General features: G+C 48.2%; 5 protein-coding genes and 1 pseudogene. All 6 read right to left on the bottom strand.

From position 1 onward, the window contains the following. Positions 1-117: 117 nt before the first annotated feature. Positions 118-1,014 (bottom strand): RpnC/YadD family protein, encoded by an 897-nt coding sequence (locus tag BRO54_RS18315; RefSeq protein WP_044745319.1) that lies wholly within the window; start codon positions 1,012-1,014, stop codon positions 118-120. A 194-nt stretch (positions 1,015-1,208) separates the two neighbouring features. After that, positions 1,209-3,134: an FtsX-like permease family protein gene (locus tag BRO54_RS18310; RefSeq protein ID WP_074044809.1), complete on the bottom strand. Its 1,926-nt coding sequence runs from the start codon at positions 3,132-3,134 to the stop codon at positions 1,209-1,211. Next, positions 3,131-3,886 (bottom strand): ABC transporter ATP-binding protein, encoded by a 756-nt coding sequence (locus BRO54_RS18305; protein ID WP_012820653.1) that lies wholly within the window; start codon positions 3,884-3,886, stop codon positions 3,131-3,133. Before BRO54_RS18305 ends, BRO54_RS18310 begins: the two co-directional genes overlap by 4 nt. Positions 3,887-3,979: 93 nt before the next feature. Next, the gene (locus tag BRO54_RS18300) at positions 3,980-4,984 is read right to left on the bottom strand and encodes a sensor histidine kinase (RefSeq protein WP_074044808.1); all 1,005 of its coding nucleotides are present in this window, start codon (positions 4,982-4,984) and stop codon (positions 3,980-3,982) included. Next, the gene (locus BRO54_RS18295; RefSeq protein ID WP_074044807.1) at positions 4,984-5,673 is read right to left on the bottom strand and encodes a response regulator transcription factor; all 690 of its coding nucleotides are present in this window, start codon (positions 5,671-5,673) and stop codon (positions 4,984-4,986) included. Before BRO54_RS18295 ends, BRO54_RS18300 begins: the two co-directional genes overlap by 1 nt. Before the next feature lie 158 nt (positions 5,674-5,831). Continuing rightward, positions 5,832-6,747, bottom strand: a pseudogene (locus BRO54_RS18290) (IS982 family transposase). Positions 6,748-6,823: the final 76 nt, after the last annotated feature.

Below are 6,823 nucleotides of genomic sequence, written 5' to 3'. Positions count from 1 at the left end.
TTTACAGTTAATTTTTATTGAAAAATTTTCAAAAAATAAGAGCCTTTATTCCCATTTTTAAAACTGTAGGTGAGCAAATTTGTAGCGGCTCTTTTCCCGTGCAACGAAAGGTTGTTGCTAGTTGCTTTTTTCCTTCGCTAAATCCGCGACTTCGGCGACGGTTAATCCAGTTCGCTTCGCCACCTCGTGAATAGGTAGAACATCTAGAAAGTTTTTGGCGATTTCGACCGCTTTCTGTTTTTCTGCTTCTTTTACTGCTTCTTTCACTGCTTCTTTCACTGCTGCTTCCTTTTCTTGCTCCAACTCTTCAACTAACAATCGCATGACTTTTGTCATTTTGATCCACTCCTTTACTTTCTTCGCATATTGTTCGTCAATAAACTTGTCGGTAGCGGTTAAAATGCCAGCGATGACGTGGAGCTGTGTCGACTCGTCATGAATTTCTTTCGCCAGCTCAATCGTTTTTTCAATCATCGTTTGCCGATCAAAGCGGCTATGCATGAGCGGAACGAGAATAAACTTCATCGTTTCTTCAGCGGTTAACGGTTCGTTGTGGCGAATTTTTTCTTCGATCGTATGAAAAATCGCATCTCCGTTATATTCGCAAAGCAAGACGGCTTTCGAAGAAATCAATACATCCCCAGCGTGCAATTGTTCGTGGGCGCTTGTGACGTCGCTTGTGTAAATGACAACGATGCGAATTGGCTTAATTTGCTTTTCTTGTTTATAGTATGTGTGCAAAATTCGGTAAGCATAATCGAGGTACTTTAAATGATTGTCAATGAAGCGTTGGTTGCTTTCGTATTCTAGTAAGAGGATCGAAGCGTCTTCAAGAAGAAACAACGTGTCGGAACGTTTTTCATCTGCTCGCACAGCAGGGAATTCATTCGGCAAAAGCGCTTTAATTCTAGGCAGCCCATGCAGTCCATACACATCGAGCGCCTGGTTTTGGTACAATTCGCTTAACGACTTAAACAAAATGTCCTTTGCGTGATACGATATGCCTCCGGCCATTTTTCTACTCTCCCTGTTTTATGATCATTATACCTCTTTTCAATCAGAAGCGACAGCTTAATTTGCTGTGAGTCAGTCAAGATTTTGTGGAGAACTTTTTTCGGTTCATTCCTCCCCCCCTGTCAGGGTGCCAAGTGTGAGCGGCAATAAGGGGACTGACGCCAACAGCCCATGTTTTGGCGTCAGCCTCTTGTTCATAGCGCCTTGCGAATCAGCTGTTTGTCATAACGAACAGACAACACCCCAAACAGCGAATAGCAGGCCGTGTAAATCGCCATCACGGTCAACATCGGCGTCCACAGTTCGGTGCCGAAAAAGAACCAGCCGGAGCGGACGGCGAAATAGCTATGGGACAATCCGAGCAGCAACGGAATGCCAAAGTAGAACAGCTGTTTCCGCCGAATGCCCCCGAGCAAGTCTTTTTCGGTGAATCCTAATTTGCGCAAAATCGTGTAGTTCGGCCGTTCCTCTTCTCCGGCGCCCATTTGCTTGAAGTAAAGAATGCAGCCGGATGTGACCAAAAAGGCGAGTCCTAAAAAGGTGACGACAAACATGATCAATCCGAACGTTTGCTTTTGGTGGCGGCTCATCATCAGGCGCGAATCGGCGATGGAGGAAAACTCCATGCGTTGAAACAACTGATCAGCGCGTTCAATATTGGTTTCATCGGTCAGGTGAATGCCGATGTGCACCTTTTTCTTTTGTGGATCGGTTTCTTTTTGCAAACGATCAAACATCGTTTGGTCGACGATGACGGTCGGCATGCCGTACGTGAAATGATAGTTGACGTAATAGTCTTTTTTCATCCCAAGGTAATGAAGCGGGACCATGCGGCCGTTTTCTTCTAAGCGAATCGTTCCCGTTTCTTTAAACGGCAAAAATTGACGAAGCAGGTCCTCATATCCTGTCAGCAGCGCTTCATTAGGCTTGACATCGATGCGGCCTGTACTTGTGTCGCTGATCACCGATAGCGGCGCGGCGGACGGCTGAAACTGGAGCCGGCTTTGATCAGCGATGTCCAAAATCATCGAAATATCAGTCGGTGCTTCGATGACATCGATAATCGTTTCCCGATAGCGAATATCATGAGATCGCAGCGCCGCCGTAAAACGGGCGGCATCTTTTTTGTCCGTAAACGCGAAGTCGGCGGCGACATAGTTTTGCGCGGATCGTTCGGCGGAATAGTAGGAAATATAGCTTAACGAAATCAACCCGATCGCGATGGCCGACACGGTCGTGATGATCGTAAGCAGCAACGCGTTCGATTTCATGCGAAACATGAGCGACGATACCGATAGCACGTCGTTGATCGACAAATAGCCATCTTTCTGTTTCCGCCATAGGTGGAACAGAAAGCTGATCGTTCCTTTGAAAAACAAATAGGTGCCGATGATGACAGCGCCTAAAATGAACGCCATGGCCATGAATAATCCTTGAACGCTCTTCCAGTCGCTGCTAAACAATTTCGTCGATATACCATAGCCGCTGCCGATGAGGATGATCCCCACCATCCCCACGACCATGTTCCATACGGATACGTGTTTTGCTTCGGTTGTGGATGTAGTGCGGAACAAGGATAAAATCGTCTGTTTTTTGAGAAACAAGTGGTTCATCCCCATCATGAGGACATCAATCACGCTGAACACAATCAACGTTTGCACCAATGCTCGGCCAGAAAAGGAAAGAGATGCCGCTAGCGGAATATCGATGATTTTAAACAAAATCATCATCAACAGCTTGGAAGCGGCAAATCCCACCAATATGCCGATGATCAGTGTGCCGTAATAAAGAATGACGTTTTCGGCCGCCAGCATAAAAAAGATGTTTCGTTTCGTCATGCCGATCAGCTGCAAAAGAGCGATCTCATGGCCGCGCCGTTGGATAAACAGGGCGTTGGCGTACAAAAGAAAGACGGCGACAATCACGATAAGAAGCACCGCGCCTGTGCGGACGGCCGCCGCGCCTTTCACTCCCCCTTTGATGGCATCAAGCGATGGATCGTACTGCAATGTCACGAACGCGAAATACAAGGCGGAAGCAAACATCAAGGCAAACACGTACAAATAATAATGTTGGATGTTTTGTTTCAAGTTGCGGAACAGGAGTTGCTTCATGCTCATGGCCGAACACCGCCCAGCACGCCTTGCGTTTGCATAATGGCTTGGAAAAATTGCTGCCGCGTTTCCGTTCCTTTATACAGTTGCGTATACAATTGTCCGTCTTTGATAAAAACGACACGGCCTGAGAAACTGGCGGCGACCGGATCGTGGGTGACCATGATGATTGTCGTCTTCCGTTTTTTATTAAGTTGTTGCAGCTTGTGCAATAAATCGGAAGCCGATTTTGAATCGAGTGCGCCCGTCGGCTCATCGGCAAAAATGATGCTCGGTTCATGGATGAACGCCCGCGCCGCGGCAGCGCGCTGTTTTTGCCCACCAGAAATTTCGCTTGGATAGTGGTTTTGGATGTCAATAATGCCAAGTTCAGCCGCCAATTCTGCAAATTTCTTTTCCGCTTCTCGCTTGGGCGTTTTCGTAATCGATAAAGGCAAAAGGACGTTCTCCTTTACCGTCAGCGTGTCAAGCAAATGATACTCTTGAAAGATGAATCCGACATGGCGTTTGCGAAATTCTGCCAGCTCTCGGTCTTTCATGGCGACGACGTTGTTTCCTTCGATGAAAATAGCGCCCTCGCTCACCCGGTCGATTGAGGAAAGAACGTTGAGGAGCGTCGTTTTCCCTGATCCGGAAGGCCCCATGATCGCGAGAAATTCCCCCTTCTCCACACGCAGATCGATGCCTTTGAGCACTTCTTGTAGGTTCTTTTTCGTTCCGTACGTTTTGTGGATGTTGGTTGCTTCCAATATGACCATCTCGTTTTCCCTCCTTCGTTTCTATCATAAGCAATGGGGTTGGTTTTTTCCTGCGTTTGGCCGAACAAAACGAAACCGCGTGTGACAAAATCGTCACATGCGGTGCGTGCGGATGATGTCATTTTCTTGCGGAAATATGATCGTAAATGTCGTTCCGCGTCCGGGCGTGGATTCGACATGAAAGTCAAGAAGAAGCGGTTTGGCGGCTTTTTTCGCCAAATACAGCCCCATCCCCGTCGCCGCTTCATTTTGGTGTTCGGTGGTGGAGGTGAATCCTTTCTCGAAAATGCGCGGCAAGTCCTTTGGATCAATGCCCAAGCCGAAATCTTGAATTTGCAAGCGGGCATGGCCGTTTTTCATAAAGCTTTTCACGACAATGTCAGATGACTCGCTGTATTTCACCGCATTCGTGATGATTTGCCGGATGATAAAAGAAAGCCATTTGGCATCGCTCAGGACGGAGCGGACGTCCAATTGAAGGTCAAAGCCGATGCCTTTTTGCATACACCACGATTGCAGCGGTTTAATCTCATTGATGAGAAGTGGCTCAAGTTCGACTTGTTCGATATATAAGTCGTTTTCCATGTGTGGAAGCCGTCGTTGATGAAGTTGCTGATCAAGAAGCAGATGAATGCGCAGCCATTCGTACAAGAGTTGCGCTTTCGTGTTTTCGTCCCCGACCCGTTCGATGATGAGCCGCATGGCCGTCAGCGGCGTTTTCATTTCATGAATCCATGACAACAGTTCATCTTTCTCTTGTTCCAACGTGGCGAGGTGTTCTTTCAGTTCCTGTTTCCATTGGTCCGTTTGGCTGGCGAGGACGCGTTCGACGATCTTCTCCAGCGGGCTTGCCGCCCGCAGGGCAGAGACGGGATCGAGGCCGCGCTCCCACTCTTGCAAACGTTGATAAAATGCCGTTTCTTTTTTCCAACGGATGATGACAAAGACAACAAAGATGATAGTCGTTAAAAAGACGATGTAAAGGACGGAGGAGAGCGGAATCGTCGGATCCAGATAAGCGACAAACAGGATGAACAGCTCCAGAAAGAGAAAGAGGGCCATCCAGCTTTTTCGTTCCCACAAATAATCTTTGATCATCAGTGGCTCCCTTCTTCCGTAGCCATATAGCCTTGCCCAACTTTCGTTTCAATGAAGCGGCCCAAGCCGAGTTCGTCCAGTTTTTTCCGCAGGCGGTTGACGTTGACGGTCAGCGTGTTGTCGCTGACAAACCGTTCGTCTTCCCATAGCCGTTTGATCAGCTCCGTCCGAGCAACGATCTGGTTTTTCTTGGCCAATAAATGTTTCAAAATTAACAGCTCGTTTTTCGTCAGCTCCACTGTTCCGTGTTCATTTGAGACTGTGCTTTTTTCATAGTCGACCGTTGCCCCGCACCATGTTTGCAGCTGAACGGGTCCGGCATTGTAGTTGTACACGCGGCGGAGCAGCGCTTGGATTTTGGCGATCAGCACATCGAAATGAAACGGCTTTTGGATGTAATCATCAGCCCCAAGCTGCATCGACATGACCATATCAGTCGGGTGGTCGCGCGATGATAAAAACAAAATCGGGACGTTCGAATGAGCACGAATCTGGCGGCACCAGTGGAACCCGTCAAATTTCGGCAGCTGGATGTCGATGATCACCAAGTGCGGCTTGCAAGCAGAAAACTCTTCCATCACACGACCGAAATCGCGGATGCCGTAAACGTTGTATGACCATTGTTCGAGACGCTGTTTGATTTCTTGAAATAACGTCACATCGTCTTCAATGAGCAAAATGTTCCACATCGTGCCCCCCTACCCTTTTCCGCTGGATATGGCGTGTTGTTCCGTTTTCCATTATACCTGTTTTTTGGTTGTTTAGGGAGAAGGGGGACGATGAGATGGAAGCGATGATGCGGAAATCAAAATTGAAAGTATATAAAACCCGTGGTGCTAGTTGAGCGTCAGCGCTCAACCAGCCCTAGTGTGACCAAGGAATAAGCCAACAAGATGCCATCGAGCGCCACTTCAAACCCGGCAATGGAATTCGCCCGAATGTCGGTGATCCGGTATTGGTCCACGAGAATCGAAAACACCGTCTCGATGACTTTGCGTTTTTTTCGGATCCATTCTTCCCATGCCTTGGATGGGCCGTGCTTTTGATTGTGTCGCGACGATGTCCAGAACGCGGATTGGTGTTCTTCGTACAGCTTTTCTCGAAGAGCGCGGCTGATGTACCCTTTGTCCCCAAAGTTGTCAGGATGAGGGATTTGAGTCATCACCGTTTCAGCGGCTTTGACGTCGCAGCAGGACGCTTCCGTCACGACATCACCCATGGCCAGCCCTTGATTGGTCACTTGAAGATGCAGCTTGAAACCGTAGTACCATTGCTTTTTGGAAGCACAATATCCCATATCCGCGATCCCTCGAAATCGCTTGACGCGCTGCATTCTCGCGGGATGGCACAACGGAAGAGGCAAACTGTCGACAATGTCTAGCATGATGTTGGCCACGTTTCGCCAGTTCATGACGAATCCATTTGACCGCGAAGCCAAGCGCTCGGCAGCGGCGGTTGTATCGGGAGCGTTCAAGAAACGAGCCGTTTGTGAACAAATTTCCCGTGGCAAAGCGATGCCAGGCTCGTTCGGAAGAAAAGCCCAGCAGCTTCCCCAAAAGGTGAACCGCCATGACCACTTCGTCTTCATGCTTGACCAAGTGACGGTTGCGGCGATGAAGATCCATTTGAATCAACGACAGTTGGGCAGAAACAAAACAGAAAATGGCGGCATATTGTTTTTGAAGTTTGGCTGGATCTGTAGTAAAATGAAAGTGCTCTTGCGTGGGGGATCTCTCCTTTCGAATGATGGGTCGCACTTTCATTCTACAGGAGATCCGCCAGCAAGGGCTATTTTTATGCTTGATCAAGTTTATCTAGCACCACGGGTGAAAATATTAC

Origin of the sequence: Geobacillus proteiniphilus (assembly GCF_001908025.1) — a bacterium.
Taxonomy (GTDB): Bacteria; Bacillota; Bacilli; order Bacillales; family Anoxybacillaceae; genus Geobacillus; species Geobacillus proteiniphilus.
The sequence above is the reverse complement of the archived record's forward strand: the minus strand, read 5'-3'. Positions and strand labels throughout refer to the sequence as shown.